Annotated in this window: 25 protein-coding genes; 10 read left to right on the forward strand and 15 right to left on the reverse strand. The window is 52.6% G+C overall.

Annotated elements, in window-relative coordinates:
- Positions 1-37 precede the first annotated feature (37 nt).
- Complete coding sequence (gene acsA, locus MKX64_RS00975; protein WP_095263270.1) at positions 38-1,765, reverse strand: acetate--CoA ligase; 1,728 nt, start codon at positions 1,763-1,765, stop codon at positions 38-40.
- 289 nt (positions 1,766-2,054) lie between these two features.
- On the opposite strand from acsA, the gene MKX64_RS00980 reads away from it, so the two are divergent.
- A complete protein-coding gene (locus MKX64_RS00980; RefSeq protein ID WP_095263269.1) occupies positions 2,055-2,687 on the forward strand; it encodes a GNAT family N-acetyltransferase in 633 nt (210 codons plus the stop codon).
- 106 nt (positions 2,688-2,793) lie between these two features.
- Here MKX64_RS00980 and MKX64_RS00985 read toward each other — a convergent pair whose 3' ends face one another.
- The 4 genes from MKX64_RS00985 to MKX64_RS01000 all read right to left on the reverse strand — a co-directional run bounded on the left by MKX64_RS00985 (position 2,794) and on the right by MKX64_RS01000 (position 5,586).
- Complete coding sequence (locus tag MKX64_RS00985) at positions 2,794-3,501, reverse strand: 5'-methylthioadenosine/adenosylhomocysteine nucleosidase (protein WP_155617323.1); 708 nt, start codon at positions 3,499-3,501, stop codon at positions 2,794-2,796.
- A 131-nt stretch (positions 3,502-3,632) separates the two neighbouring features.
- On the reverse strand, positions 3,633-4,643 hold the full coding sequence (gene ccpA, locus MKX64_RS00990) for a catabolite control protein A (protein WP_095263268.1): 1,011 nt from the start codon (positions 4,641-4,643) through the stop codon (positions 3,633-3,635).
- A gap of 92 nt (positions 4,644-4,735) precedes the next feature.
- On the reverse strand, positions 4,736-5,083 hold the full coding sequence (ytxJ, locus tag MKX64_RS00995) for a bacillithiol system redox-active protein YtxJ (protein ID WP_095263267.1): 348 nt from the start codon (positions 5,081-5,083) through the stop codon (positions 4,736-4,738).
- Between the two features lie 98 nt (positions 5,084-5,181).
- Positions 5,182-5,586 carry a hypothetical protein gene (locus MKX64_RS01000; protein ID WP_341036198.1) on the reverse strand — a complete coding sequence of 135 codons (405 nt, stop codon included), beginning with the start codon at positions 5,584-5,586 and terminating at the stop codon, positions 5,182-5,184.
- A gap of 336 nt (positions 5,587-5,922) precedes the next feature.
- Between MKX64_RS01000 and MKX64_RS01005 the strand changes: the two genes are divergently transcribed.
- The gene (locus MKX64_RS01005) at positions 5,923-6,453 is read left to right on the forward strand and encodes a type 1 glutamine amidotransferase domain-containing protein (protein ID WP_095263266.1); all 531 of its coding nucleotides are present in this window, start codon (positions 5,923-5,925) and stop codon (positions 6,451-6,453) included.
- A 66-nt stretch (positions 6,454-6,519) separates the two neighbouring features.
- Positions 6,520-8,151 carry a gamma-glutamyltransferase gene (gene ggt, locus MKX64_RS01010; RefSeq protein ID WP_095263265.1) on the forward strand — a complete coding sequence of 544 codons (1,632 nt, stop codon included), beginning with the start codon at positions 6,520-6,522 and terminating at the stop codon, positions 8,149-8,151.
- A gap of 366 nt (positions 8,152-8,517) precedes the next feature.
- On the opposite strand, the gene ptsP is transcribed toward ggt, so the two are convergent.
- From ptsP to aroA, 4 genes are all read right to left on the reverse strand, one after another.
- Entirely contained in the window at positions 8,518-10,281 is a 1,764-nt protein-coding gene (gene ptsP / locus MKX64_RS01015) for a phosphoenolpyruvate--protein phosphotransferase (protein WP_095397504.1), read from the reverse strand.
- On the reverse strand, positions 10,278-12,161 hold the full coding sequence (locus MKX64_RS01020) for a glucose PTS transporter subunit IIA (protein ID WP_095263263.1): 1,884 nt from the start codon (positions 12,159-12,161) through the stop codon (positions 10,278-10,280). The genes ptsP and MKX64_RS01020 overlap by 4 nt, the downstream gene beginning before the upstream one ends.
- 183 nt (positions 12,162-12,344) lie before the next feature.
- The gene (locus MKX64_RS01025; protein ID WP_341035227.1) at positions 12,345-12,773 is read right to left on the reverse strand and encodes a CoA-binding protein; all 429 of its coding nucleotides are present in this window, start codon (positions 12,771-12,773) and stop codon (positions 12,345-12,347) included.
- 60 nt (positions 12,774-12,833) lie between these two features.
- Positions 12,834-14,126, reverse strand: coding sequence for a 3-phosphoshikimate 1-carboxyvinyltransferase (gene aroA / locus MKX64_RS01030; protein ID WP_095263261.1), 1,293 nt, complete (start codon positions 14,124-14,126; stop codon positions 12,834-12,836).
- Positions 14,127-14,301: 175 nt separating this feature from the next.
- Here aroA and MKX64_RS01035 point away from each other — a divergent pair, with 175 nt between their 5' ends.
- Positions 14,302-14,610, forward strand: coding sequence for a rhodanese-like domain-containing protein (locus MKX64_RS01035; RefSeq protein WP_095263260.1), 309 nt, complete (start codon positions 14,302-14,304; stop codon positions 14,608-14,610).
- A gap of 186 nt (positions 14,611-14,796) precedes the next feature.
- Here the strand turns inward: MKX64_RS01035 and MKX64_RS01040 are convergent, their stop codons facing one another.
- Positions 14,797-15,309, reverse strand: coding sequence for a shikimate kinase (locus MKX64_RS01040; protein WP_341035228.1), 513 nt, complete (start codon positions 15,307-15,309; stop codon positions 14,797-14,799).
- A gap of 226 nt (positions 15,310-15,535) precedes the next feature.
- Between MKX64_RS01040 and MKX64_RS01045 the strand changes: the two genes are divergently transcribed.
- The gene (locus MKX64_RS01045; RefSeq protein WP_244908055.1) at positions 15,536-15,925 is read left to right on the forward strand and encodes a hypothetical protein; all 390 of its coding nucleotides are present in this window, start codon (positions 15,536-15,538) and stop codon (positions 15,923-15,925) included.
- Here the strand turns inward: MKX64_RS01045 and gndA are convergent.
- Complete coding sequence (gene gndA, locus MKX64_RS01050; RefSeq protein WP_176475453.1) at positions 15,909-17,318, reverse strand: NADP-dependent phosphogluconate dehydrogenase; 1,410 nt, start codon at positions 17,316-17,318, stop codon at positions 15,909-15,911. The two genes, MKX64_RS01045 and gndA, sit on opposite strands and share 17 nt — an antisense overlap.
- 184 nt (positions 17,319-17,502) lie before the next feature.
- Positions 17,503-18,099 carry a hypothetical protein gene (locus MKX64_RS01055; protein WP_095263258.1) on the reverse strand — a complete coding sequence of 199 codons (597 nt, stop codon included), beginning with the start codon at positions 18,097-18,099 and terminating at the stop codon, positions 17,503-17,505.
- A 247-nt stretch (positions 18,100-18,346) separates the two neighbouring features.
- Between MKX64_RS01055 and MKX64_RS01060 the strand changes: the two genes are divergently transcribed.
- Both MKX64_RS01060 and MKX64_RS01065 read left to right on the forward strand, forming a co-directional pair.
- On the forward strand, positions 18,347-18,970 hold the full coding sequence (locus MKX64_RS01060; protein ID WP_095263257.1) for a YktB family protein: 624 nt from the start codon (positions 18,347-18,349) through the stop codon (positions 18,968-18,970).
- 540 nt (positions 18,971-19,510) lie between these two features.
- Positions 19,511-20,986, forward strand: coding sequence for an aminotransferase class I/II-fold pyridoxal phosphate-dependent enzyme (locus MKX64_RS01065; RefSeq protein ID WP_095263318.1), 1,476 nt, complete (start codon positions 19,511-19,513; stop codon positions 20,984-20,986).
- Positions 20,987-21,130: 144 nt separating this feature from the next.
- Here MKX64_RS01065 and MKX64_RS01070 read toward each other — a convergent pair whose 3' ends face one another.
- Both MKX64_RS01070 and MKX64_RS01075 read right to left on the reverse strand, forming a co-directional pair.
- On the reverse strand, positions 21,131-21,454 hold the full coding sequence (locus tag MKX64_RS01070) for a DUF1292 domain-containing protein (protein ID WP_341035229.1): 324 nt from the start codon (positions 21,452-21,454) through the stop codon (positions 21,131-21,133).
- 95 nt (positions 21,455-21,549) lie between these two features.
- Positions 21,550-22,107 (reverse strand): copper amine oxidase, encoded by a 558-nt coding sequence (locus MKX64_RS01075; protein WP_095263255.1) that lies wholly within the window; start codon positions 22,105-22,107, stop codon positions 21,550-21,552.
- 225 nt (positions 22,108-22,332) lie between these two features.
- On the opposite strand from MKX64_RS01075, the gene MKX64_RS01080 reads away from it, so the two are divergent.
- Both MKX64_RS01080 and MKX64_RS01085 read left to right on the forward strand, forming a co-directional pair.
- Entirely contained in the window at positions 22,333-23,070 is a 738-nt protein-coding gene (locus MKX64_RS01080) for an MBL fold metallo-hydrolase (protein ID WP_095263254.1), read from the forward strand.
- A 71-nt stretch (positions 23,071-23,141) separates the two neighbouring features.
- Entirely contained in the window at positions 23,142-23,381 is a 240-nt protein-coding gene (locus tag MKX64_RS01085; RefSeq protein ID WP_230875547.1) for a DUF3892 domain-containing protein, read from the forward strand.
- A 52-nt stretch (positions 23,382-23,433) separates the two neighbouring features.
- On the opposite strand, the gene MKX64_RS01090 is transcribed toward MKX64_RS01085, so the two are convergent.
- A complete protein-coding gene (locus MKX64_RS01090; RefSeq protein ID WP_095263253.1) occupies positions 23,434-23,877 on the reverse strand; it encodes a GNAT family N-acetyltransferase in 444 nt (147 codons plus the stop codon).
- A 122-nt stretch (positions 23,878-23,999) separates the two neighbouring features.
- On the opposite strand from MKX64_RS01090, the gene MKX64_RS01095 reads away from it, so the two are divergent.
- Complete coding sequence (locus MKX64_RS01095) at positions 24,000-24,122, forward strand: hypothetical protein (RefSeq protein WP_255222950.1); 123 nt, start codon at positions 24,000-24,002, stop codon at positions 24,120-24,122.
- The last annotated feature ends 443 nt before the right edge of the window (positions 24,123-24,565 follow it).

The raw sequence follows: 24,565 nt of genomic DNA on the forward strand, positions 1-24,565 counted from the left end.
TGTTTCCATACGCAGCAAGGAAGGCTTTTGGTTATCCTTAGTCCTCGATAGTAGACAGATCCCCTGTCGGCAAATCCAGCTCCCATGCTTTCAACACGCGGCGCATGATTTTACCGGAACGGGTCTTCGGCAGCTTATCCTTGAATTCAATCTCGCGCGGAGCAGCATGTGCAGACAGACCTTCCTTCACGAACCGGTAGATCTCTTCCTTAAGCTCATCGGAAGGAGCATAGCCTTCGCGCAGCGAGATAAAGGCTTTGATAATTTCGCCGCGGGTAACGTCCGGCTTCCCGATAACGCCGGCTTCTGCCACCGCCGGATGCTCCACAAGCTTGCTCTCGACCTCAAACGGACCGATACGCTCTCCAGAGGAATTGATTACATCATCGATTCGGCCCTGGAACCAGAAGTAGCCCTCTTCATCCATGTAAGCTGAGTCACCGGATATATACCAGCCCGGGATGCGGAAATACTCCTCATACTTGGCTTCATTGTTCCAGATCGCCCGCATCATGGATGGCCACGGCGTCTTGATCGCCAGGTTGCCCATCGTGTTCGGCGGCAGCTCACGCCCTTGATCGTCGAGGATCGCAGCGGTAATGCCTGGCAGCGGACGTCCCATGGAGCCCGGCTTGATTGCCATGCCCGGATAATTACAGATCAATTGACCGCCCGTCTCCGTCATCCACCACGTATCGTGAATCCGCTGTTTATAGGCCTTATACCCCCAGCGCACCACTTCTGGATTCAAAGGTTCACCGACGGAGAGAACATGCCGCAGGGAGCTCAAATTGTACTGATCGATCAGATCAGAGCCGGCCCCCATCAGCATCCGGAACGCGGTTGGTGCACTGTACCATACCGTTACCTTATTCTTCTCAAGCGTGCTGTACCAATCCTGCGGGCTGAATCTTCCGCCCCGAACGACATTCGTCACCCCGTTCAGCCAAGGCGCGAATATGCCGTAGGAGGTACCCGTCACCCAGCCCGGATCCGCTGTGCACCAGTAGATGTCATCCTCCTGCAAGTCTAGTACCGCTTTGCCCGTATAATAATGCTGAATCATCGCATTTTGAACATGATAGACGCCTTTGGGCTTGCCGGTGGAACCGGAAGTGTAGTGCATGATCAGTCCATCTTCGCGCCCCAGCCATTCCAGCTCCAGCTCTGATGAAGCAGCTTCCATCTCGGAGAAATAATCGATCAGCGATGAATCGTTCAGCGGCTCCGTATCACCGACCACAATGACATGTTTCAGTTCAGGCAGCTCGTCTCTTTTTACACGCGGCAAGAGCGCAGGCGTAGTTACCAATGCGACGGCTCCGCTGTCCTCCAGCCGGTCCTTAACCGCCGTTTCCATGAACGCTTCGAACAATGGACCGACAACGGCACCGATTTTCAATATGCCCAGCAAGCTGACATAAAGCTCCGGACCGCGCGGCATGAATATAAATACCCGGTCGCCTTTTCCAATTCCGTACTTGCGAAGCACATTCCCGAACTTGTCGGACTGCTCCTTAAGCTGGGCATAGGTAAGAGATTCATTGCGCGAAGCATCACTGTACATCAACGCAACCTTGTCTCCTCTTCCCTCGGCTACATGCCGGTCAATCGCTTCATAAGCCATGTTCACCTTGCCGGTCTCGTACCAGGTGAAGTGCCGCTCGATCTCATCCCAGGAAAATTGGGAACGCGCCTGCTCATATTGGCCCATATTGGAGTAAGAAACTTCACTTGGCAATATTTCGCTATGCGTTTGATTCATCGTTTACATCCTCCTCATTCTTCAATCGTTCTCCTTATAGGTGGACAGCGCTTACAAAATGATTGAATGAAACCTACTTCACACCAAATCCCGGGTTATTCCGAAGCTTCAGTCATGCGGCGAATCTTTAACCCTTTTATTTAGGGAGCAGACACCTGTTGTCAACGGAAAAAATGTGAAAAATTTATGTCGAAGTGATTATATCATAGGACGCGTTTATCTGTCATTGCTTTTCATTTTTTTATTTTTTTGCTATAAGTAGGGTATGGAACTGAAAGGAGTCTGACGGATGGAACACTGCAAGCTGTACCAATCTCATGTGCTGTTTCCGGAGAACCAGAACCTCGTCATTGAAGGACCCGTCCCCCCCGAGCAGTTGTCCCAGCTCGATTTTCATCCCGGCCTCCATGCTTTTCGCCGTCCGGCAGAGCAGCATGAAGCGCTGATCGAAATCGCAGCTCTTCCGGAAGGTAGAATTATTATCACACGCGATCGCAACCAAATTGTAGGTTATGTCACCTTCCATTATCCCGATGAGCAGGAACGATGGTCGGAGGGCCAGATGGAAGATTTAATTGAGCTAGGTGCCATCGAAGTCGCTGCAGAATACCGTTCTCTCGGACTTGGTCAGCAGATGATTCGAACCGCGTTCGAGCAAGGTCAGATGGAACGATACATTGTGTTTACGACGGAATATTATTGGCATTGGGATCTGAAGGGAAGCGGCTTGAACGTATGGGAGTACCGCAAAATGATGGAGCGGCTCATGAAAGTTGTCGACATGGAGTGGTACGCGACCGACGATCCGGAAATATGCTCGCATCCAGCCAACTGCCTCATGGTCCGGATCGGCAGTAGAGTCCCCTTAGCTTCCCAGGAGCAATTCGACCGACTGCGCTTCCGGCAACGATTCATGTATTGAATAAACACGGTCAAGGATATTCGAAACGTTCGAAACGTACAGTGTCTAAATAACAGTAAATCCCCGGGCTCTGCAATGAAGAGAGACTCGGGGATTTTGGCATTATCTATAGCCGGTTCAGCATATAATATACAATGTCGTAGGAACGTTCAGAGGCTTTCGCCGTAAATTCCGGAAAATTGATATGCGCCGACCCGTCGGCTTTATCGGACATCGAACGGATGACAACATAAGGCACATCGTTCATATAGCATACCTGGGCCACGGCAGCCCCTTCCATCTCGGCACATGCCCCGTCCAGCTGCTCATGCAGCAGCTTCACTGTGTCTCTGCTGGCTATAAACTGGTCGCCGGACAGCACTTTGCCAACTACATACCGCTCCACAGACAACGCCTTGCACGCTTCCTCAGCCAGCTGAACCAATGCCGCATCCGCAGGAAAATCCGATACCTCCTGATATGGAATGACGCCACGGGCAAACCCGAGCGGCGAAACATCCATATCATGCTGCAGACAGGACGCCGAAATGACGATGTCCCCGATATCCAGCTGCGGATGAAGCGCCCCTGCCACGCCGGTGAACACCACTTTGGACACGCCGAAGGTGTCGATCAGAATCTGCGTCGTTACCGCTGCATTCACCTTGCCCACACCGGATTTGCATACAACGACCCGCTTTCCTTGAATGCTGCCTGTTAAATAAGAGATTCCCGCTTTCACGATCTGTTCCTGGTTCTCCAGCTGCCCGAGCAGCAGCTCAATCTCTGCATCCATAGCCCCAATCAGCCCAATGACCGGCTCTGTCACTATCATCCATCCCTTTCTGTTAATCCGTTAATGTACAGCGATGATCGCATCAAATCCCAGAAAAAAAGCTCCTTCTAAAAAGGAGCCTTCTTCATTTCCATCATGTATGAATACAACTGTACCCTTCAGCATTCAGCCTATTCGTTAACATGGCTGACCGAGAGGCGAAGGATCGTTTCATGCGGCAAAATAACCCGCGGGTTGTCCACATTCTCCTTCTTCATCAGCTTGGTCAACAGACGCATCGCCACCGCTCCCAGATCATACATCGGCTGGGCCACGGTCGTAAGCTGCGGACGCACCATCGAAGCCATGCGGATGTTGTCTACACTAATAATCGAGAAATCATCCGGCACTTTATAGCCTTCATCCTGAATGCTGTGGATTGCACCGATCGCCATTTCATCGGTTGCCGAGAAGATGGCCGTCGGCTTCTTCTTCAGACCGAGGAAATACTTCATTGCTTCCACACCGGACTCGTAGCGATAGTTGCCGATGCGCACCAGATCCTCCTGATATTCGATGCCCGCCGCTTCAAGCGCACGCTTGTATCCCTGGAAACGGGAATAACCATTCGCCGGATCCTGCAGCGTACCACTGATCATCGCAATTTCCCGATGTCCGTGACGAATGAGCGTGCTCACCGCATCGAATGCCGCCTGCTCATGATCGATATCAACAGACGGATAGTTGCCCTGCTCGTCACGCGTTGCGCACAATACGATAGGCACAGCCGAGGTCTGGAACGCCTGGATATGCTCCTCCGTAACCGTACCGCCCATGAAAAGAAGCCCGTCCACCTGCTTCTCAAGCAGGGTGTTGATGACACGAATCTCCTTCTCCTTGCGCTTGTCCGCATTACACAAAATAATGTTGTAGTGATACATGTTCGCGATATCCTCGATGCCGCGGGCAATTTCCGCAAAAATCGAGTTCGAGATGTCCGGGATGACGACCCCGACAGTGGTTGTCTTCTTGCTGGCCAGACCTCTGGCCACCGCATTCGGACGATATCCCAACCGCTCTATCGCTTCATACACTTTCTTCCGGGTTTGGGGCTTAACATTGGGATTATTGTTAACAACCCGCGAAACCGTTGCCATGGAAACGCCTGCTTCACGCGCTACATCGTAAATGGTTACCGTCAAATTCCTTCTCTCCATTGCCAATAGATTTTATTCGCTCAATACTAATTGAAAATATGATACGACAAAATATTGCTTTGTGCAAACACGCGGCCTCAAATGCCGTCCACTTGTTCCTTTAGCGCTTCAATCGTAATATGGGAATGGGAGTCATGCCAGATTGGCACTCCGTTTGTTACCAGGATGACCTGCGGCGATTCATGCCGAATGCCCAGGATGTCTGCCGCCTGATTGGACACCGGGCGGTCGGCGATAACGTCAATGATTGCGTAATCTGCCCGCTCATTCGGCTGGTCGTTCAGATACGAGACTACTTCCTTATACGCGGCTGCACTAATGGGACATCTGGTGCTGTGTTTGAACAGCAGCAGCGGTCTATGTACCGATGCTTCAAGTGCGTTGTTCAGCTGTTCGGTAGTAGTCATTTTCGTCAAGGTCGCCACTCAATATACATTCCCTTCAGTATTGAAGTTCTTAACCTTACCTATATCCTAACAAAAAGTGCGTGAAAAATCCAACAACCGCGAAAATTTTCTGAAAATTATCTGGCATAAAAGTTCGAGTTTTCAGGGAGTAATACTGCGAATTCACTTAATTGTTCCAGTCGTTCCTGGATTTCCCGCATCCAATCCTCATCTTTCATCTTCCGGGCACAGCCGAATAAATCCAGCAGCATATTGACACGGTCGTCAAAAGCCTCCTTGAAGCGTGCAAAAACTTCGGCCTCCGTCTCTTGATCAGCTCCCTGGAGAACGCTGTAAAGGACATGCACCGACTCATTCATCTCCGCCAAGGATACGTCGGCATGCTCGAGACTGCCATCGATGGCTGCTATGTACTGAACAACGTAAGGCTTTACCGGTTTCAAAACTTCGTAATGTTCACAATGTTCACATACGTAAACCGGCACATCGTATATTCTCGTTTTCTTCTGGTGGATTAACATTCTCAATTCCAGATTCATCTTCTGCCCACAAGTACAATGACTACCTTTGAACAAATCGCCCACCCCAAATTCATTGCGTATTGTCTTTAGTCCCAACAAGCCTTCGATTCACCTATCAAGCACTAGTTCTCTCCGACTATCATAACAAAGAATGTCCCAAAATTGGGTGAATGCTTTATTTACCAGATATATAATACTTCGGTCATTGGGTCCATCTATTTTATCTAACGCGCAAAAAATGAATTTCGTTTGTTTTTTTGTTACAATAAGCTCGTTTAGAAGAGTGGTATTCACATTACGCCTGCTCTTGAGTATAGAAAGGAGCTGATCTTACGAATGAGACTTTCAGGGAAAAAAGTAATCGCTCTGGTTGACGAAGAATTCGAGGATTTAGAGTTATGGTACCCGGTATACCGGGTTCGTGAAGAGGGCGCCGAGGTTCATCTCGCCGGCTATGAAAAAGGCAAAACCTATATCGGCAAATACGGGGTTCCCGCGTTGGCCGAGTATTCCTTCGAGGAGCTGCGCAGTGAGGATTATGATGGTATTCTCGTGCCGGGCGGCTGGGCGCCGGACAAGCTGCGGCGTTATGACAAGGTGCTGGAGCTTGTTCGAGAGATGCATGAAGCCAAGAAGCCGATCGGGCAAATCTGCCACGCCGGCTGGGTGCTGATTTCGGCTAAAATTTTGGAAGGCGCTACCGTCACATCCACCCCGGGAATCCGGGACGACATGGAGAATGCTGGAGCCATTTGGAAGGATGAGGCTGTCGTGGTTGATGGACACATCATCTCGGCGCGGCGTCCTCCCGATCTTCCGCCATACGGCCTCGCATTCTGCGATGCGCTTGCTCAGTCCAAATCATAGGTGGGGCTCTACGCCTCACCCCCTTTTTTTAAAGAAAGGTCATTCCAGTAATAATACATTTGCGCCATGTGCGGAAGGAGGCTGCCTCTGTTGTTTGATTCCTATTATCATCCTTATCCATCCTACCGAATGCCCGTATATGCCGCCAAAGGCATGGTGGCCACTTCACAGCCGCTCGCGGCTCAAGCCGGGCTTGATGTCCTCAAGCAAGGCGGCAACGCCATTGATGCGGCGATCGCGGCAGCTGCTGCGCTGACCGTCGTGGAGCCCAATGCCAACGGCATCGGGGGCGACGCCTTTGCCCTCGTCTGGACGGGCGGCTCGCTTCACGGGCTTAATGCCAGCGGACCGGCCCCGCGTTCGATATCAATTCAGGCGGTGAAGGAAGCCGGCCATGAGAAAATGCCGACCTTCGGCGCTTTACCCGTTACCGTCCCTGGGGTTCCGGCTGCATGGGCCGAACTGTCTCGCAGATTTGGCCGCCTGCCCTTAGCGGAAACATTGAAGCCGGCGATTACATATGCGGAGGAAGGCTTCCCCCTGTCGCCTACGGTGGCTTTTTTCTGGGAGAAGGCCTACGCCCGCTTTAAAGAGATTTTCAAGGAAGACTGTTACCAGGGCTGGTTCGATACGTTTGCCCCCGCAGGCCGTGCGCCTCGGCCGGGCGAGCTGTTCCGGCTGCCGGATCATGCCCGCACCCTGGCAAGCATCGGCGAGACCGGCGCTGAGATTTTCTATCGCGGCGAGCTCGCGGAGCGAATCGCTTCTTATGTCAAGGAAGCCGGCGGCTACCTGGAGGCCGACGATCTGGCTGCTTTCAAGCCTGAATGGGTACAGCCGATCAGCGTGTCCTACCGCGGGTATGACGTATGGGAAATTCCGCCAAACGGGCAAGGCCTCGTCACCCTGATGGCGCTTAATATGATGAAGGGCTTTGATACGCAGAGCAAAGACAGCGTCATCGACTATCATCGTCAGATTGAGGCGATGAAGCTCGCTTTTGCCGATGGACAGCGCTATATTACGGACAGCCGCCATATGAAGGCGGATCTAGGCCGCATGCTGTCCGAGGAGTATGCTTCGATTCGCAGGCAGAAGATCGGCGATACCGCCATCATGCCGGAGGCCGGCGATCCAAGCGGCAGCGGCACCGTCTATTTGGCCGCAGCCGATGGCGAGGGCAATATGGTGTCATTCATCCAAAGCAACTACATGGGCTTTGGATCAGGGCTGGTTGTGCCTGGAACCGGAGTTTCACTCCAGAACCGGGGCAGCGACTTCTCGCTGGATGAGAGCCACGACAATCGCCTGGAGCCGGGGAAACGGACTTATCATACGATTATCCCGGGCTTCCTGACTAAAGATGGCCAGCCTGTCGGGCCGTTTGGCGTCATGGGCGGCTACATGCAGCCGCAAGGCCATCTGCAGGTGGTCATGAATACCATTGATTACGGACTGCATCCGCAAGCTGCCCTGGATGCGCCTAGATGGCAATGGACCAGCGGAAAAACGGTGCATGTGGAGCCTTCATTCCCGAATGCTATAGCACAGGCGCTGGCGCGCCGGGGCCATGATATCCGGGTCACCCTCGATTCCGGGTCCTTCGGCCGGGGACAGATCATATGGCGGGATCCATCCACAGGCGTGCTGTGTGGCGGAACCGAGTCCCGGACCGACGGTACGGTCGCAGCCTGGTAAACTGCATCCTATCTATTGCGCGAACCAAGACCAAGAAAGGCCGCCCTCGCATATAAGAAGAGGATCTTCCTCTCCCTTTGCGAGGGCGGCCTTTTCGCTGTGCCGCGCTTTGTCGTGCAAGGCTTGTCCTTATGACAAAGAAGCTGCATCATAAAAACATCAATCCAATCGATTCGCTCCTAGCAGCATAAACGACAGTGAAGCTCAGCACACTCGGCTTCTACATCGTCTCGCCGAGGAAGCTTCACACCATGCTGTCCGGCAGCCCAAGTCGGCATAGGCTACACAAGCGCCATAGGTCCACTGGCAGTTTCGTTTAGCTGTATAGGATACAAGCCACGTCAGTCCACACAAGAGCCGCAGACATTACGATGCGGAATAATCCGTGCCATTGCCCCCGGACTGAAAGCTGCTCCGCTGGGCAAACGCCGTCAGCCGCTCTTCGACCGCCGAGCTGGTCCGGAGCTTGTAGCAGGCCGCTGCCTCCACCTTCGCTTCAGACGCCTTCGTGTTCAGTATCCGATGCTTCACCCGGAGCAGCGACTGGGTAGACATGCTCAAATCATGCACGCCAAGCTCCAGCCACAACGGAATCGCTCGCTCATCCCCGGCCAATTCGCCGCATACGCTAACAGGGATGCCCGCCTGCTTCGCTGCTTCCACGGTCGTTCGCAGCATGCGCAGCACGGCCGGATGAAACGGATGATACATATGTGCAATCTGTTCGTTCATCCGGTCTACAGCCAGCACATACTGTACGAGATCATTGGTGCCGATGCTGAAGAAATCCGCCTCTTCCGCGAGCAGATCCGAGATCGTAACGGCTGCCGGCACCTCAATCATGATGCCAACCTGGATCTCTTTGTTGTAGTCGATGCCGCGGCGATCCAGCTCCGCTTTGGCCCGGGCCAGAATGACGTTGGCCTGTCTGATCTCCTCCACCGAGGAGATCATCGGATACATAATCTTGACGTTGCCATATGCGCTGGCCCGAAGAATCGCGGTCAGCTGCGTCTGGAACAGCTCCGTCCGGTCCAGGCTGATTCTGATTGCCCGGTAGCCGAGAAATGGATTATCCTCCTCCGGCAGAGAGAAATAGTCGAGCTGCTTGTCGCCGCCGATATCGAGCGTGCGGATGACGACCGATGAGCCGCCCGCCTTCTCTGCGACTTGGCGGTAAACCTCGAACTGCTCCTCCTCGCTCGGGAAGCTGTGGCGATCCATATACAGAAACTCCGTCCGGAACAGTCCGACGCCCTTGGCACCATTTTGCAGGGCGATATCCAGCTCCTTGATCGAGTTCATGTTCGCTGCCAGATTAAAATACACGCCGTCCTTCGTGACTGCATCCACTGAAGCGAGCAGCTGCAGCTGCTCCTTCTTCTTCAGCAGCTGGTCGCGGATCAATTCATAGCGTTCAAGCACCGCCGCGTCCGGATTCAGATACAATAGCCCCTGATCCCCGTCCACGATCAGCTTCTCCCCGGTCTGTATCGGATGTTCCAGCTTGTTCTCGATCCCGGAGACGAGCGGAATGCCAAGCGCACGCGCCATAATGGCCGAGTGGGACGTCTTGCCTCCGGTCATCGTGACGATCCCCAGCACATGGGAGGGATTAAGATGCACAAGCTGTGATGGCGAGAGCTCCTTGGCCACGAGAATATAGGGCTGCGTATCGGCCGGCAGCTTCACCTCCGGCGCACCCAGCAAATGCTTGAGCAGCCGGTTCCCGACATCCTTGATATCAAGCGCACGTTCTTTCATGTACTCATCGTCAAGCAGGTCGAACATGGACACAAAATGGTCGATCGCTTCCTTGACCGCCACCTCGGCTGCCTTGTACTGACGCTCGATAATGCCCTGTATTTCATTCATGAACACAGGGTCCTCAAGGATGGCCAGATGCGCATCGAAAATTTGAGACTCCTCAGGCCCCACCATCTCCTTGAATTCGTTTTTGATATATTCGATTTCATTTTTGGAGGTTCGGATGCCCTCATAAAGGCGCTCAAACTCCTTGGCCAAATCGACTGCATTCATCTCGGAATCCGGAAGATCCAGTTCCCAGTGCGGCAGCACAAAAGCCTTTCCGATTGCGACACCTGCTGCTGCGCCAATGCCTTGTATCATGATTCTCTACCCCCAGCGTGACTCTCATTTAAAACAACGGACATGACGGAAGACTGCCCTTTTTTGACCGACTTGAACGGAGCGAAGCTCCAGGATCTGACCTTGTCCGGATTCGTGATCACCATCGGCGTTGCCAATGAAGCGGCATGTGTCTTCAAATACGCCAGATCAAACTTCACCAGCAGCTGCCCGGGCTCGACTTCATCCCCTTCGCTGACAACCGCGGTGAACGGCCCTTTTAATTGTGAAGTATCAATACCGATGTGGATCAGCACCTCAAGCCCTTCCGGCGTGGAAATGCCGATGGCATGCATCGTCGGATACACATGCATCACCGTGCCGTATACCGGAGATACCAGTTCCCCCTTGTCCGGAAGGAAGGCGACCCCGTTACCGACCAGTTTGGCTGCAAAAATATCATCCGGCACCTCATCAATCGGCATCATCCTCCCCTGTACAGGCGCACTGAACAATACCCGCGGCAAATCGCGCTGCATCAGCTTGTTGATCTCCTCCCGAATCAGCTCGGAATACGTGCCGAACACCACCTGCACATTGCCTCCGCCCAGCTTGATGATCCCTGCCGAGCCCAGAAGCTTGAGCGCGTCGGAATCAATCTGACGGTCATTATGTACCGTCAATCGCAGGCGTGTCATGCAGGACTGCACCTGGACGATGTTGTCCTTGCCCCCCAGAGCCTCAAGAATAAGCGGCGCCTGGTAAGGAATATCCCCGGCCCATCCTTCCAGCGCGGAGCCTTCCTCGCGGCCTGGAGTCGGTATTTCGAAGGTACGGATGGCCCAGCGGAACAGAAAATAATACACCAGGCCATAGCCGACCCCGATCGGAATCAGCATCCATGCATTTTGGGACAGATGGTAGTTGAGCACAAAATCGATAAATCCGGCGGAATAGGAAAACCCGTGGTGAATGTCCAGCATATACGTCAGCACCATCGCAAATCCGGCCATCAACGCATGCACGACATACAGGAACGGGGAAGCGAACAAAAACGCGAACTCAATCTGCTCCGATACCCCGGTCAAAAAACAGACGAGCGCAGACCGCATAAACGTTTTTTTCACCTTGGGCTTCAGATCTTCACGGGCCTCCTGAATGATGGCAAATGCAATCGCCGGCAGCGCGAACATCATAATCGGAAACAGACCGGCCATAAAGTCGCCCGCCGTCGGATCCCCCGCAAAGAAACGAGGCAGGTCCCCCTGAACGATCGTCCCATCCTCCGTCTCATATGTACCTAGCTGAAACCAATACACATTGTTTAGCAGATGATGCAGACCGAAAGCGGTCAAAACCCGGTACAGGATACCGTATAAAAACAGACCGAATGCGCCCATCTCCAGCGTGAGGACGTAAAAGGAATCAAGCCCCTTCTGGACAAACGGCGCCACCCCCAGCATCATCCAAGCGAACAAGGCCGAGAACAGGCCCATAATCAGCAGCACAAATCTGGAGCCGCCGAAAAACTGGATAGCCTCCGGGAGCTTTATATGTTTAAACCGGTTATATACATAACCGGATAGCATTCCGAAGATGATACCGACCAAGGTCGAGGGCTGTACACTGCCATCCCCCAACCGGGTAATAACCTGATCATAGATGAACATGCCCGCGAGCGCGGCAAGTCCTGCCGGCCCCCCCTGATTTGACAGCCCCCAGGCTACTCCGATCGCAAACAGATAGGGCATGTAATAGAACACGCCATGTCCGGCAGCCTGAGCAACCGAGCCCACGGATTCCAGCCCCCACGCCGCCCAAGGCAAACTCCCGATGCTAAGCAGGAGAGCTGCCGCAGGTAGCGCCATCGTAGGGAGCATAACCGCTCTGCCCAGCTGCTGTAATGATCCCAACCAATTCAAGGCGAGCCCTCCTTTCTCTATCCTTGATGGTACGCGATAACCTTGTTTTTTGTCAAAGAAATACAGAAAAAAACAAGCCCTGTGCCTGCACGGGACGCTCTGCCGCCTTGATCGTCAAGACACGCGCGATCCGCCACCCGCATTATCGGCAAGGGCCTGCTGATCATCCTTCCTCACATATCGTTACGATTTGCCTCCGGCAAGCGCGATGGCATCCTCGACCTTGATGCACCGGTCCATGATGACTGTCAGTCCATGCTCCTGCGCGATGGCGGCTGCCTCCTCGCTCACGATTCCCTGCTGGAGCCACAGCACCTTGGCGCCAATCTCCACCGCTTCACGGGCCACATCGGCGCAATACTCGCTTCTTCTGAATACGTTCACGATGTCCACCGGCTCAGGGATATCCTTCAGGGTCGGGTAGCTCTTCTCCCCTAAAATCTCAGACGCGCCGGGATTTACCGGAATGATGCGGTAGCCCCGCTCCTTCATTGCACCGGCTACCATGTGGGACGTCCGTTCCGGTTTGTCAGATAGTCCGACAACCGCGATGTTGCCCGCGTTTCGCAAAATGTCCGCAATTTGTTCCCGGCTTGGATTTTCAAATGCCATGTAAAACCCCACCTTTCAGTCTATGATATAAAGCTTTAGCAAGAATTTTTCTGCTGTTGTTTATTTTACCCATTCCACATCGGCGCCAAGCGCCTGCAAATGATCAAAATATTGTGGGTAGGATTTGGCCACATGATGCGCATCTTTAATACGGATCGGCTGCCGGGAGCGAAGACCGACAACGGTCAGAGCCATGATCACGCGATGGTCATAATGCGCGTTGATCTCTACGCCGCCCTCGACCCCTTCCGGACGCCCATGCACGATGATCTCCGCCTGACGTTCCTCCACTTGGGCTCCGGCCTTGGCAAGCTCCGTCAAGTAATCGGTAATGCGGTCGCATTCCTTGTAGCGAAGGTTCTCCACATTGTAGAAGCGGGAGGTCCCTTCGGCAAAGACAGCTGCGGCTACCATCGCCAGCACCGCATCCGTGGCGGTGTCCCCGTCAAACTCCAGCGCTTTCAGCTTGCCGTTGCCCTGTACGCGGACGTTGCCGTTCTCGTGCGTAAGCGGCACCTCCATCGTGCGAAGCACATCGATAATGGCGCGCTCTCCTTGCTTGCTGTCCTCGGACAGGTTGCGGATCGTCACATCCGACTGCGTCACAGCCGCTGCCGCCAGCACCGCTGCCGAGCCCGGGTAATCGCCTTGCACGGTATAGACCTGCGCTTTATAAGACTGTTGGCCAGGCACGCGGAAGGAGGTGTAATCATCCGCAGCCTCGATCGTAATACCGGCCTGCGCCAGCACTTCCAGCGTCTGGCCAACGACCACTTTGGATTTCAGGTCACCGGTGACCGTAATTTCACTGTCCTCCGGCAGCAGCGGCGTCAGGAACAACAGCGCGCTCAAATATTGGGAGCTGACTTCACCGGAGACAGTAATGCGACCGCCCTTCGGTTTCCCTCCGCGAATGGTGATTGGCAGGCGCCCATTATGGTGCTCCACCTGCACTCCGAGCTGCTCAAGCGCATCGATCAAGTCGTCATGCGGCCGCTTCCCGAGCGAATCCGGATATGTGTTGACAAACTTCACTTCCGAAGACAAGGCAGCAATGCCCATTAGGAATCGCAGCACAGCACCGGCATTGCCCACGTTCAGTTCCGCAACGTCACGAGGCGCGCTGCCAAAACCGGTGATGACCGCCTTCTCGTCATCCTCGACAATCGTCGCCCCGAGATCTTGGATGCATCTTCTCATCGCATCGCTGTCCTCACTGTGGGCCGGATAATAGATCGTGCTGGTTCCTTCGGCGAGCGCGGCCACCAGCAAATAGCGTGTCGTGTAATTTTTCGAAGACAGGGCTCCAATTTCGCCGCTTAGTTTCTCAGTAGGTCTTACGATAACATCCATGATTGGTAACGCTCCTTTTAGGTTGGAATAGGGCATGAATCCCCGCTGCCGAGCAGGCGTTTCTTCTTTAAATTGACAGGGAAAACGCCGCTTCGTTATCATAGACTATGTAACTTGTAGTCCATTCTAAAATTTAGTATACAAAACATATTTCTTCAGAAAAGAGGCAACCTTTATGAAACCGATCCCTCAAATTGAAACTTCAGAGCTTCGAGAGAGACTGCAAAACGGCGAGAACATCTATATGATCGACGTCCGCGAGGATGAAGAAGTGGCCGCAGGCATGATCAGCGGCGCCAAGCACATCCCGATGGGGGAAATTCCCGCCAGACTGAACGAAATTCCGAAGGATCAGGAAGTGATCTTCATCTGCCGCAGCGGCGGCCGCAGCCAGCATGTGTGCGAATATTTGAGCCACCAAGGCCATGCCAATGTGGTGAACATGAAGGGCGGCATGCTGCAGTGGGCGGCTGACGAAGAATAAGATGCCCGCCATCGGCGATTGAGGCGAGGGAACTGCGGTTCCCCGCCTTTTTTTTTATGTTCGTACAAGCACGGGAATCCGTGCCAATCTGTGACTGTCATCCGAACGCCTGCCTCACCTCACTGCATCCGAAAGCCTATACGGGAGCGACAGTCCCTGATCCACGCATCACATCTGCTAACAAGCTTAGCCGCGGTAATGCGTTAAAATCTCGGTCGCGACTTCATCCGCGCTTCGCCCTACCGTATCGATGGTCACATCGGCGAAACGATATTTGTCTTCTCTCTCCGCCATAATCCGGCGCACCCGCTCCTCCACATCGCCCGCAAGCAATGGGCGATTCGCATCTCCCCGCACCCGCTCGATAATGGTCTCCGCATCCGCCGTCAAAGCAGCTACCCATCCGCCCTGCTTCATCGCTGCGCAATTGTCTGGATTCAGGACGGCTCCCCCGCCCGTTGCGATGACAAGCCGCTTGGCAGCAAGCACGTTATGAAGCGCTCTGGATTCCGCCTTGCGGAAATAAGCCTCGCCTTCCTCTGCAAACATCTCGGGGATCGTCCGTCTCTCCATCCGCTCAATCTCGGCATCAAGGTCGAGCAGCTGAAAGCCGAGCCGCTCTGCAACGAGACGACCGACGGTGGTCTTTCCCGTCCCCATCATCCCGATCAGAATGATGTTCTGGCTTACCTGATTCAATCCTACACCCCTCTTATGCTTTCCGATAGGGCTGGTGTTTGCCTTCACCGGAATTAGATTGAACATATCATACCACAGGCAGAAATCTTTCGACAATGCATGTCGCTTCAGTTCAGCCGTGCCTAAAGGACACCGCAAGCTTGTCGCGACCCGAAATGCGGTGTCTATCTTAACATCCACACTCATATGCTACATAGTGAGAGATTATAAGAAAGGAGGAGGGCGCATGTCTGTCTCCTGCGAGGACGATAGCCGTCTCCCCATCCCCAAGCGGCTCAGCCGGATTATGGACCCGTCTTATCCGCTATGCCGGGAGGATATTGTGTGGGTGCTCCATTATGTACAAAAAAAAGTGGCCCGGAAAGATCCGGCCTTGCTGGACCTTTCCAAGCCACGTCTGCTGCAAAACTTCAGCAGTTACTGTGAAGCCGCCCTGCTCCTGCTCGGAAGCGGCGGCTACTGTCATACCCGAAGCGATGATCTTCGCGCTTGCCTGCTTGAGGCGATGCATGGGCTGGTGGACGGACAGCGCAGCCTCCCGGGCTGCGCGACCGCCATACCGCCGGAAGCTTCCCCTGAGATCAGGGAGCAGAACCGGATTATCCCATCCAGTTAAAGTGGAACGTGCCTTCCTTGTCCACCCGCTGGAACGTATGCGCGCCAAAGTAATCGCGCTGCGCCTGCAGCAGGTTCGCAGGAAGGTTAGCGGAGCGATAGCTGTCGTAGTATGCCAGCGCGCTTGCAAAGCCCGGAACCGGAATGCCGAGCGTCACCGCAGAGGCAACGACTTTACGCCATGCGTCCTGGTAGGATTCGATAATGTCCTTGAAGAACGGATCCAGCAGCAGGTTTTTCAGCTCCGGATTGTTCTCGTAGGCATCTGTAATGTTCTGCAGGAAGCGGGAACGAATGATGCAGCCTCCGCGCCAGATTTTTGCCAGCTTGCCGTATTGCAGGTTCCAGTCGTACTCATCGGACGCCACGCGCAGTTGCGCGAAGCCTTGAGCGTAAGACACGATTTTGCTCGCAAAGAGCGCTTTGCGCACATTCTCGATGAACTCCGCACGGTCGCCGTCGAAAGACGCCGTTTTCGGTCCGTTCAAAATTTTGCTTGCTGCTACGCGCTCTTCTTTCAGTGCAGAGAGGAAGCGGGAGAATACCGACTCGGTAATCATGGACAGCGGCACGCCCAGATCAAGGGAGCTTTGGCTTGTCCATTTGCCTGTGCCCTTCTGCCCGGCCGTATCGAGAATAACGTCAACCATCGGCTTGCCGGTCTCCTCATCATACTTGGAGAAGATGTCCGCCGTGATCTCGATCAGGTAGCTGTCAAGCTCACCTTTGTTCCATTCGGAGAAAATTTCATGAAGCTCCTTGGCATCCAGGCCAAGCACATCCTTGAGCAGTTGGTACGCTTCGCAGATGAGCTGCATGTCGCCGTATTCGATGCCGTTGTGAACCATCTTCACGTAATGACCCGCGCCGTCCGGACCAATATATGTACAGCAAGGCTCGTCGTTTACTTTGGCAGAGATCGCTGTCAGAATCGGCTCAACCAGCTTGTAGGCACTTTCCTGTCCGCCAGGCATGATGGAAGGGCCCTTCAGTGCGCCTTCTTCGCCGCCGGATACGCCGGCTCCGATAAAGTTAAAGCCCAGGTCTGCCAGCTGTTTGCTGCGACGCTGGGTGTCCGGGAAGTAAGCGTTGCCGCCGTCGATGATGATGTCGCCCTTGTCCAAATGCGGAATAAGCTGCTCAATCGTAGCGTCGGTAGCTTGTCCGGCTTGAACCATGATCAGAATTTTGCGAGGCGTTTCCAGAGAATCGACAAACTCTTCAATCGAAAACGTTCCCTTAACCTGCTTTCCTTCCGCTTCCTTGAGCATTTCTTCCGTTTTTTGCGGAGAGCGGTTATATACGGAAACGGTAAAACCTTTACTCTCAATGTTCAGGGCCAAGTTTTTGCCCATTACAGCAAGGCCAATGACACCAATTTGTTGTTTTGCCATCTGGTTCTCCATCCTTTGCTCCATTATATTTTTGTAAGTAACTCACCTCGCACCGAGATGATTTACAATACTCTTATATTAACGTTTTTCCGCATAGAAGTGAACCCCTGCCCCAAAATCAGACCGCGCGAAAACACCCCTTTAGAAACGGAGTGTTGTTCGTGCTCCCTATGTTGTATGGTTCTCACCACTCAAGCCTCATCAGCTCGAGCCACAGCTCTTCAAGTTTTCGTTTGCATGCGCCTATCTCTTCCTGATCACCGCGCTGCATCGCGGCATGCAGCTTCTCCAGCTCATCATCGGTTTCCAGTCTGCACAGCAGAAGCCGCCGCTCGCCCTCGCTTGACTCGAATAATTTGACCATCTCCTGCTCCGTCATCGGCGTCCCCTTCTGGAACAGCACCCGCTGCCGGTACCCCGAAATCTCAACAAGACGGATGACCTCTCCGAACAGAATATTCTCAATCAATATCTGGCGGTCCTTAAAGCGTTTGACAACCGCATGCCCCCGCGTGTTCTCAATCAGCTTCTCCATCCACTCGGCCAGCTTCGGGTCGCGGATCATGTAATCGCCAACCAGCTTATATCCGGTACCCGTGCGCTGAAACCGAAGTTTCACCAGCTTGCGCCCCGTCCGGATTGAAATGACAAACTGAGCTTCATTCTCGTTCCAGTACAGCGAATACCCTTCCTGAATCAGCTCTTTGATCAGATCCTGGATATGCCGACGGTCAAACCGGAGCTCCAGGTTACAATATTCCACTTCCTCGCTCTTATTCACGGCACTCCCTCCTCTGGTTTGCTAGCGATCTCAAAACGGCGGTGAGGATGCTTGGATTTTGACGTTGTCTTATCTATATCTTATACTCCATCTTATGTAAGGGTAACTTGGTTTATTGACTATTTTTGCTTGCATGAATATCGCATGAAGGTGGTTCTAGCATCTCATTATTTCAATTTCCGCTATGGTATAATGGGTACACTAAACGCGCATCATATGCTCACGAAGACAGGGAGGCTGTACATAGATGAATTTCAACGGATTTAACGAGCAGGATTTTGACGTATTCTCGGTTCCGGGGCTTGAGGGGCGCATGGAGGCACTGATCGAGCGGGTCAGACCGAAGCTGGAGACGCTCGGCGCCGAGCTCGCACCGTATGTATCCGCTTTGGCCGGGGAGGAAATGCATGTTCACGTGGCCAAGCATGCCCGGAGAACGGTGAATCCGCCGATCGACACCTGGGTCGCCTGGGCGGCCAACAAGCGGGGATACAAGGCGCTGCCCCATTTTGAGGTCGGCATGTTCGGGTCCCATCTGTTTATCATCTTTGCAATCATATATGAAAGCCCGAACAAAACCGTGTTCGCCGCGAATCTGGAGCGCCAGCTCAGCAAGACGATCAAGGCGCTGCCCGATACCTTCTACTGGTCCATGGACCACATGAGTCCGCAGGGCACACCGCACAAAGCGATGAACAAGGAAGACTTCCAGACGCTGATCGGCAAGCTTCAACAAGTCAAGAAGTCCGAAGTGATGTGCGGCTTGCAGATTCCGCGTGAAGAAGCGGTCAAGCTGAGCGGAGATGAACTGATCGAAACCATTCAGAAGACATTCGAAACGCTGCTGCCGCTATATCGGTTGGCATTTTAACCGGACGCGGGACCGCCGCATCCTGTCAGATAACTGCAAGTCGTTTCAGCAGAGGCGAGGGAGACCACTCGTGCACGTATCCGAGGAGACCGAGAAACCCGTGCCTGCTATGAATCTGCCTGCGATCGATCAGGCCGATAGCGGCAGCCATGAACCTCCAGGGAGCTTGTGTGAATCATCACGCAGGCTCCTTTTTCATGGTGTCAGCGGCATATTCCAGGCGCCCGTCGTTCATACTGAAACAGCGGCGCAAGCTTCTTCCCCTTCACTTCATGCGATGGCTGATCTCCCGGCGGGGAGGAATCGCAGATTATGTGCTTGCATTCCCCACCTATTTTGCTATACTCAATTTTGTTTCAGATTTTTGCAAAATTCGATTTTTTCCGCCCCCTGACAACGTCGGTGGAGATGGATCAAACCGTTTGGCTCGATATACTGTCCGATGTGGAAGCAGCCGCTCGATTTTCGCAAAATATACATTTGGATGAAACGCAAAGCTAAAATTCGATCTCCTACCAAGAAAGGTTGTGACAAATGTCCATGGACCATAGCCGTACACCGCTCTTCACCGCACTGAAGGAACATGCGGCCAAAAACCCGGTGCAATTTCACATCCCGGGACACAAGAAGGGTCTCGGTACCGATGCGGAATTTCGTGAATTTATCGGGGATAATGCCCTTTCCATAGACCTGATCAACATTGCACCGCTGGATGACCTGCATCAGCCGACAGGCGTGATTGAGGAAGCCCAGAAGCTGGCGGCAGACGCATTCGGAGCAGATTATACGTTTTTCAGCGTGCAAGGGACCAGCGGCGCCATCATGACGATGATCATGTCTGTCTGCGGACCCGGGGAGAAAATTATCGTCCCGCGCAATGTGCATAAATCGGTCTTGTCTGCCATCATTTTTACAGGAGCCAAGCCGGTGTTTGTTTCCCCTGCCCAAGATGAGAATTTCGGCATCGATCACGGCATTACAATCAGTTCGGTTCGAAAAGCGCTTAAGCGCCATCCGGATGTAAAGGCCGTGCTCGTCATCAATCCGACATATTTCGGCGTGAGCACCAACCTCAAGGACATCGTCGATCTGGCACACAGCTATAACGTCCCTGTGCTCGTTGACGAAGCGCATGGCGTGCTCATCCATTTTCACGAGGACCTTCCGATGTCGGCGATGGAGGCCGGAGCGGATATGGCGGCAACGAGCGTTCACAAGCTCGGCGGCTCAATGACCCAGAGTTCGGTGCTTAATCTCAATACCAAGAACGGGTACATTAATCCTTACCGGGTGCAGACGATTATCAGCATGCTGACCACGACGTCCACCTCGTATATCTTGCTTGCATCACTAGATGCGTCCCGCCGCAACCTGGCTTTGAACGGACGAGCTATGGCCCAAAGAGCGATAGACATGGCACAGTATGCCCGCAAGAAAATCAACGAGATTCCAAGATTGGTTTGCTTCGGGGAAGATATCTTGGGTACGGAAGCGACCTATTCCTATGATCCGACCAAGGTGACGATTCATGTCCGCCATTTGGGGATTACTGGATATGAGACGGAGAACTGGCTTCGCGAACATTACAATATCGAAGTTGAGCTTAGCGACATGTACAACATCCTGTGCCTGATTACACCGGGAGATACTCCGGAGACCATCGAAACGCTGCTGCATGCGCTGCGCGAGCTGGCCGAGAAGTACAAGGATGTGAACGAAAGCAATGAGCTTATTGTGAAAATACCGGAGATTCCGCAGCTGTCCCTCATCCCGCGCGATGCGTTCTACGGGGATACGGAGGTCGTACCGTTCAAGGAGTCTGCCGGGCGGATCATCGCAGAATTCATTTATGTATACCCGCCGGGGATCCCAATTCTTCTTCCGGGCGAGGTTATCTCCCAGCAAAATATCGATTACATTATTGATCATGTCGATGTCGGATTGCCGGTGAAGGGTCCGGAGGACCGCAGCATCCAGAACGTCAAAGTGATCGTTGAGGCCAATCCGATCTTCTGACCGCTTGAAGTGAAGCCGGTTGTACGCATCAAGAAAGTGTCCCTGAGCTGTTTGGCGATAGGGGCACTTTTTCTATACAAAAGCAAAAAAAGAAGCCAATGAATGAATTCCCTTCATTCCTTGACCTCTTGTTCGTTCGTCCGTTTACTCCTGGGATGCTGCCGCTACAAGCTCGTTATAAGCCGCTTCGACTTCATTCCATTCGTCTTCATCTTCGATATTGTAAAGAACCATTTCCTCGTTCTCTTCTTCCATACGCAAAATGACACCGTCTGCTCCCGGATTGCCGCGCTCAAGCAGAAGGGCGTACAGCTTCTCGCCGACATCAAATGTCTCCACGAGCACCATTTCTACTTCTTTTCCCTGCTCATCCGTCAAAGTCAGGACAAACTCCTCATGCTCATGATCATGGTCGTGATCATGTCCACAGCCGCATGCTTCGCCGTGCTCATGGTTATGTTCGCTCATTAAGAAAACCTCACTTCGGTTAAAATTATTCATACTCCCGTATCGTATCACGGAAGCATCTGTCAGGTCAATTTGCCGCCTGGAAGCCCGAGCGCTTAATCCAGTGCGGTGATCACCTTCTCCGCCACCTTGACAAAGCTGGCATTGGCACTGGTCCTGATGTAGAATCCGACCGAGTATTTTCCTGCCGTATTAAAATCGTAGGTGAAGTCGTAGGTCCTGAACCAGAAATTATCCTTGCTCGGGTCTCTGATCACCTGTGACTGAATGTCCTTAATGTTCCCCGCAGGATCTTCGATCGCAACTTTCACGGCATAGATCTCATTGTTGAGGCTGTCAATCTGGCTGAATACGTTGAACTTCAGCTTTCCTTTATTGACGTTACCGAATACAGTGTCTCCCTTGAACAAAAATATATGCACATTCGGCTTGATGACCTGAACATTCCCCGTTCTGGAATCCCATTGGACCGCACCATCAAATTCACGAACCGGCACATAAGTCGTGCCATTAATCAAGTAACCCCCATCCTTCAACTCACGTCCGTTCAGCCATACACGCACACGATCATTAATGGAATCCGCAAATAACAGTCCGCTTCCTCCGATTAAAGATAGCACAAGTACACATACCAGCACCTTTTTCCATTTCATAATTGAAAGCGTCCCTCCATCGAATCACATGTTGTTATATGTGTATACTACAAGCCTCATCACAAGTTGCGCCCCAAACCGGACTTTATGGCGAAAATTCGGACAAAACCCGCCTGTAGTCCTATGCGCAATCTCGCATAAACTCGTGTAATCGCGAGCGTTTTCGTTTAAAATATAGTAGGCTTAACGGATTTTTACAACACCATCATCAGGAGGTCGCCCAACTTGAGTTTGAAATTGCAAATGCTTGGCACGGGCAGTGCGTTTGCCAAGAAATACTATAACAACAACGCACTGCTCTTAGACGATGATTTCACCCTGCTCATTGATTGTGGAAGTACAGCTCCTCTGGCGCTCCATGAAATGGGACGCTCCCTCAACGATATTGATGCTGTCCTGATCACCCACATCCATGCCGACCACGTGGGCGGGCTGGAAGAGCTTGCGTTTATGATGAAGATGAAGTTCAAGCGGAGAATCCCGCTGTACATCGGCGAGGCACTGGCTGCCCCGTTGTGGGATCATACGCTGCGGGGCGGTTTGTATCAACAGGGAGAGATTTCTTGCCTGGAAGATATCTTTGATGTTCGTCCGCTGAAGCCCGGCGTGAAGGCCGACATTTCCAAAGGGATCACGGTCGAGTTGATCCAGACCCGCCATATTCCGGGCAAGGACAGCTATTCCCTCTATTTGAACGACCGCATCTTTTATAGCGCCGATATGGTGTTTGACCCCGAACTGCTGAACAAGCTGGTGAATGAACGGGAATGTGAACTGATATTACATGAATGCCAGCTCCAGGGGCCCGGCGAAGTTCATACGACGCTTCAAGAGCTGCTCAGCCTGCCTGAACATATCCAGCAGCGTACATACCTTATGCATTACAGTGATGATGTGCAAGACTTTGTAGGTAAAACCGGCGAGATGGAGTTTGTTGAGCAGCAAAAGATATATGAATTATAGTGCTATAAAGGATCGGGATGAATAGGCTGCAAGCTGCCATGGGAACACTATCCCCAGGGAGGCGATAGACTATGGCAAATGAAATGCAGCAATCCGAGGTTGTGGCCGTTCGTAAAAATAGCGACGGCGATATTGTGGAACTTCAGCTTGATTCCGGTTCAGTGGTGGATTACAAAACGGCACAAGCAATGGTTAAAAATAAAGAGATCAAAAACCTGAATGTCTTCCGCGGCCGGGATGGTGACGAACACCTGCGTTCCAACGCTGACGGTGATCCGAGCAACAACCTGGACAATCTTCCGACATTCTGACACAGAAGCTCCCCGCAGCCATCATGCTTCGGGGAGCTTTCTCGTGTAGATACTAAAGTTCTTTTTTCATTCGAACATGTGGAATACCTGCATCATCAAACGGCTCCTCCGAAATGGTAACATATCCGAGCTTTTGATAAAACTCTTCCGCTTGACACTGGGCATCCAGGACGGCATACTTCAGCTTCAGCTCTCGTGCTTGCGATTCCAGAGCCATCATGAGCACTCTTCCGATGCCTTTGGAGCGAAACGGCTTACGAACGGCAATGCGCTGCATTTTAGCAGAATCTTTATTATAATAAGTTACCCGCCCGGTTGCGGCGTACTGCCCTTCTGATTTGATCAGAATATGATGAGCATCGGCCTCCAGACTGTCGTATTCATCAATTTCAAGCTCGATAGGAACCTTCTGTTCAAGCACAAATACATCCTTCCGAATGTCCAGAGCCTGCTGCAACTGTTCTTCTGTCGTTACATTAATAATCTCTGCCGCCATGGGACAACACCTCTTTATGTAAAAAGTTCGCAGTCTCATATAGAAACCAGGTCGCAATATTATACAAAATATTCGATTTCCTGTATAGTGTAAGCAGACATCTATCGGAAAGGGGTACCTGCATGGAAAGCGGCAGCATGGGAAGCACGATATTTTGGGCCGTGATCATTTCGGTCGCCATCATCTATCCTGTCTTCTACGCAATTAAAAAAGGATATTCCCGCAAGTGGGATGAAGAAGAATAGCACCTCACTATGGAGAACCGCCAGCGCTGGAAGGCAGGCGGTTCTGGACCTTTGCCATCTACAACGGGAATCAAAATCTAGCTCTCGATTATCGAACGCGCTTCAGCGTATCCCAGTCATCTGCTGGCTTTAATGTTTCTTCCTCTTCGAGGGTTTCAATTTTCGGAGAAGAATATACCTCACTGTCCACCGAACGATCATACACATCCAGCATCACCGCCCCAGCAGGCGAATGAAGAGGAACCAGCTCAACGGACGTCCTTTCAGCTATGCTACATCCGCTACAAAGTAGCGCCGATAGTACAAGAGTACTGATCGTTCTGCTTCTACGGCTTGCTCGCTTGATCTTCACTGTGTTCAGCACGCTCCTGTCCGGAAAAATCATACTTTATCTATTCTGGACTGAACAGCGATTTTTTATAACGAAAAGCAATTGACATCAG

The sequence above is a fragment of the Paenibacillus sp. FSL M8-0334 genome, from assembly GCF_038000405.1.
Taxonomy (GTDB): Bacteria; Bacillota; Bacilli; order Paenibacillales; family Paenibacillaceae; genus Paenibacillus_AQ; species Paenibacillus_AQ campinasensis.

Excerpts from the sequence above, each read along its gene's own strand:
- acsA (WP_095263270.1), bottom strand. The coding sequence starts at position 1,765 with ATGAATCAAACGCATAGCGAAATATTGCCAAGTGAAGTTTCTTACTCC.
- MKX64_RS00980 (WP_095263269.1), top strand. The coding sequence starts at position 2,055 with ATGGAACACTGCAAGCTGTACCAATCTCATGTGCTGTTTCCGGAGAAC.
- MKX64_RS00985 (WP_155617323.1), bottom strand. The coding sequence starts at position 3,501 with ATGATAGTGACAGAGCCGGTCATTGGGCTGATTGGGGCTATGGATGCA.
- MKX64_RS01000 (WP_341036198.1), bottom strand. The coding sequence starts at position 5,586 with ATGTTAATCCACCAGAAGAAAACGAGAATATACGATGTGCCGGTTTAC.
- MKX64_RS01005 (WP_095263266.1), top strand. The coding sequence starts at position 5,923 with ATGAGACTTTCAGGGAAAAAAGTAATCGCTCTGGTTGACGAAGAATTC.
- ggt (WP_095263265.1), top strand. The coding sequence starts at position 6,520 with ATGTGCGGAAGGAGGCTGCCTCTGTTGTTTGATTCCTATTATCATCCT.
- ptsP (WP_095397504.1), bottom strand. The coding sequence starts at position 10,281 with ATGATACAAGGCATTGGCGCAGCAGCAGGTGTCGCAATCGGAAAGGCT.
- MKX64_RS01025 (WP_341035227.1), bottom strand. The coding sequence starts at position 12,773 with ATGGCATTTGAAAATCCAAGCCGGGAACAAATTGCGGACATTTTGCGA.
- aroA (WP_095263261.1), bottom strand. The coding sequence starts at position 14,126 with ATGGATGTTATCGTAAGACCTACTGAGAAACTAAGCGGCGAAATTGGA.
- MKX64_RS01035 (WP_095263260.1), top strand. The coding sequence starts at position 14,302 with ATGAAACCGATCCCTCAAATTGAAACTTCAGAGCTTCGAGAGAGACTG.
- MKX64_RS01045 (WP_244908055.1), top strand. The coding sequence starts at position 15,536 with ATGTCTGTCTCCTGCGAGGACGATAGCCGTCTCCCCATCCCCAAGCGG.
- gndA (WP_176475453.1), bottom strand. The coding sequence starts at position 17,318 with ATGGCAAAACAACAAATTGGTGTCATTGGCCTTGCTGTAATGGGCAAA.
- MKX64_RS01060 (WP_095263257.1), top strand. The coding sequence starts at position 18,347 with ATGAATTTCAACGGATTTAACGAGCAGGATTTTGACGTATTCTCGGTT.
- MKX64_RS01065 (WP_095263318.1), top strand. The coding sequence starts at position 19,511 with ATGGACCATAGCCGTACACCGCTCTTCACCGCACTGAAGGAACATGCG.
- MKX64_RS01070 (WP_341035229.1), bottom strand. The coding sequence starts at position 21,454 with ATGAGCGAACATAACCATGAGCACGGCGAAGCATGCGGCTGTGGACAT.
- MKX64_RS01075 (WP_095263255.1), bottom strand. The coding sequence starts at position 22,107 with ATGAAATGGAAAAAGGTGCTGGTATGTGTACTTGTGCTATCTTTAATC.
- MKX64_RS01085 (WP_230875547.1), top strand. The coding sequence starts at position 23,142 with ATGGCAAATGAAATGCAGCAATCCGAGGTTGTGGCCGTTCGTAAAAAT.
- MKX64_RS01090 (WP_095263253.1), bottom strand. The coding sequence starts at position 23,877 with ATGGCGGCAGAGATTATTAATGTAACGACAGAAGAACAGTTGCAGCAG.
- MKX64_RS01095 (WP_255222950.1), top strand. The coding sequence starts at position 24,000 with ATGGAAAGCGGCAGCATGGGAAGCACGATATTTTGGGCCGTGATCATT.